The sequence below is a fragment of the Actinobacillus ureae ATCC 25976 genome, assembly GCF_000188255.1.
GTDB lineage: Bacteria > Pseudomonadota > Gammaproteobacteria > Enterobacterales > Pasteurellaceae > Actinobacillus > Actinobacillus ureae.
In genome coordinates this window covers 1,125,508-1,128,360 of the sequence record NZ_GL831080.1, presented here as the reverse complement: position 1 = coordinate 1,128,360, position 2,853 = coordinate 1,125,508, and the positions used below count along the sequence as shown (strand labels likewise).

At 38.0% G+C, this 2,853-nt stretch carries 2 protein-coding genes; both read right to left on the bottom strand.

Translation table 11 applies throughout. From position 1 onward, the window contains the following. Positions 1 to 57: 57 nt before the first annotated feature. Positions 58 to 1,275, bottom strand: a complete 1,218-nt coding sequence (locus tag HMPREF0027_RS05320) for an aromatic amino acid transporter (protein ID WP_005622823.1) — start codon at positions 1,273 to 1,275, stop codon at positions 58 to 60. Positions 1,276 to 1,371: 96 nt separating this feature from the next. Next, the gene (locus tag HMPREF0027_RS05315; RefSeq protein ID WP_005622822.1) at positions 1,372 to 2,586 is read right to left on the bottom strand and encodes an aromatic amino acid transport family protein; all 1,215 of its coding nucleotides are present in this window, start codon (positions 2,584 to 2,586) and stop codon (positions 1,372 to 1,374) included. Between the last annotated feature and the right edge of the window lie 267 nt (positions 2,587 to 2,853).

Here is a 2,853-nt window from a genome sequence, read left to right as displayed (position 1 = left end):
GGGGTCAGATCAAATCTGCAAATTTTTTGCACTTTCTAACCGCTTATTTTTTTCTAACTAGCCGGCAACTTGTGGTAAGTAACCTAACTGAATAAAGAATGGAATAATCATAATAATGATGCCTGCGATTAACGCAATCACAAGCGCTGTATTACCACCAATTACTCGATAAGCTAAATTAGGATATAGCTTACGAGCTTTCCATGCTAAACCGATTGGTAATAACATTCCGTAGAATGCAAATAGCAAACCTGCATAACCTAATGCGGCAATAAATCCGTTTGGATAGAACAGCGCAAACAATACCGGCGGAATAAAGGTTGCTAAGGTCAACCATAAACGATTTGCCGGTAAATTCACACGTTTTAATAGATCGCCAACGCACTCGAAAATGCCCATTGCCACACCTAAGAATGAGGTAATCAATGCAAGTGCTGAGAATAAACGCACCATTTCACCTAAAATTGTGCTACCGGTAATTTGGCTGGTTGCTTTAACTAAACCATTTAGCGTTGGATCTTGTTTTAAAATCTCCACAAATTCCGCTTGGGTTAACACACCGTGCGTTGCAAGTTGCCACAATAAATAAGCCACTAACGGAATCGCTGTACCGATATAAATCGCAATACGGATTTTGCGAATATCCGCATCTAAATAAGTATTGATACTCGCCATAATTACGTGGAAACCGAATGAGGTAAAGAAAATCGGAATGGCTGATACTACAAATAAGTTATCAAGCGGAACGGCAGTTAAATTCTCCAATTTTGCTTTTGGTAGCATCATTAGTAATACAAAGACAAACGCAACGATTTTCCCGATAAATAATAAGCGAGTTAAACCATCCACGCCTTTAATACCAATTACCACGAACGAACTAAGTAAAACAGTGAATAATAAGATCCCCACTTGAGTTGTGGTTTGCGCATCACCGATTTCAGGTAATAAACCAGAAAGTAACGAACCACCGCCAGTAATATAAGCCGCTAATAGCGCATATAACAAAATCAGTAAACTTGCTGTCGCTAATACTCTCCCCGTGATACCAAAATATTGTTCCGCTAAACTTGCCACACCAATATCTTGTTTCGGTGCGGTTTGGTAGACCTCCATAAACAGCAAACCGGTATAAGCTAATAACGCCCATAAGCAAATGAGTAACGCAACTGTTGCACCAAATCCCATTCCCGCTGAAGTAAGCGGCATCGCTAGCATTCCTGCACCAATTGTTGTGCCGGCAATCATCAAGGCACTGCCTAAAATTTTATTTTTCATTTATATAATAACCAATTAGATTGTATTTACAGTTAACTTAAAACAAGCGTTCAAAATTTGTAATTTTTAGCCAAATTCGACGGCTTTCACTCATCATTAGCCAATTACTCTCGGTAAATAACCGGCTTCAATAATAAATGGCACATTAATGATAAATATTGCTAATAATAATGCAATCAATAATGCCACATTGCCGCCAAATACTTTGTATTTAGCATCTGGATATAATTTGCGGAATTTCCACACCATCGCAATCGGTAAAACTAACGCATAGAAAGCAAACATTTGTCCTGCGTACCCCAGTGCGGCAATAAAACCTTCCGGATAGAAAAAGGCGAATAGCATTGGTGGAATAAAGGTTAATGCGCCAAGAGAAATGCGAGGCGTGTTGATATGTACTCGTTTAAATAAATCCTCTAAACACTCAAATAAACCCAATGCCACACCTAAGAATGATGTAATTAAAGCTAATGCTGAGAATAATTTCACTGCGCCGCCAATTACCGAGCTACCGGTAATTTGCTGAATCGCTTCCGCTAAGCCGTTTAAAGTCGGATCTTTCTCAATTAACTGTAAAAATGCGGTTTGATTTAATAAACCGTGTGTCGCAAGTTGCCATAACACATAAGCAATTAACGGAATCGCCGTACCGACTAAAATCGAAATACGTAACGCTTTCACATTACCGCCTAAATATTTATTTAAGCTAGGAATTGAACCGTGAAAACCGAAAGCTGTAAAGAAAACTGGGGTTGCAGAAATTAATAATGCATTATCAATCGGCATTTCAAGCAAATTGCTTACAGAGATATTCGGTAATAACAGCGCTAATACTAATAAAAATGCACCGATTTTAGTTAAGAATAAAATACGGTTAATCACATCTACACTTGTAGTGCCAATAACAACAAAAGCACCAAATACAAGGGTAAAAATAACACCCACAATTCTTTTGGTTGTTTCAGCATCATTAATAGTCGGCATAATACTTGCCAATAATGAGCTACCACCGGAAACATAAGCGGAAAGAATCGCATATAAAAAAATCACTAATACAGCAGTAGAAACGATACGGCCGAAATTTCCATAATATTTTTCAGCTAAAGTGCCAATACCTGCATCACTTTCCACGTTTTGATAAAGTTCAACAAACAGTAAAGCACCAAAAGAAAGTAATAGCCAAAGTGCGATAAGCAATGCAACCGTCCAGCCGAAACCGATTCCTGCTGAAGTGAGAGGCATTGCCAGCATTCCTGCACCAATTGTCGTCCCCGCAACAATTAATGTACTGCCAAAAGTTTTGTTTTGCATATCTAACCTCTAAAATTGTTATTAGGTGGGCTATTCTACAAGAACAAAAAACAAATGTAACGAAAAACTTTCACTGTAAACCAGATTTTACACCATTAAAAATCAATGAGTTAGCTCCATTTTGGGGCTTGTGAGTTTCAAAAAAAATTCAACCGCTTGTAAAATCAACAAATTATTGTAATAAAAAAGCCGAGAAACTTAATCTGCCCCAAGAAGTTAGACTGTTTAATTTAAGGACTCCGTTCTGTATTGTACAGGGCTGAGTCC

What these genes read in the sequence shown, in the direction of transcription:
- HMPREF0027_RS05315 (WP_005622822.1), bottom strand. Translation starts at nt 2,586, where the DNA reads ATGCAAAACAAAACTTTTGGCAGTACATTAATTGTTGCGGGGACGACA.
- HMPREF0027_RS05320 (WP_005622823.1), bottom strand. Translation starts at nt 1,275, where the DNA reads ATGAAAAATAAAATTTTAGGCAGTGCCTTGATGATTGCCGGCACAACA.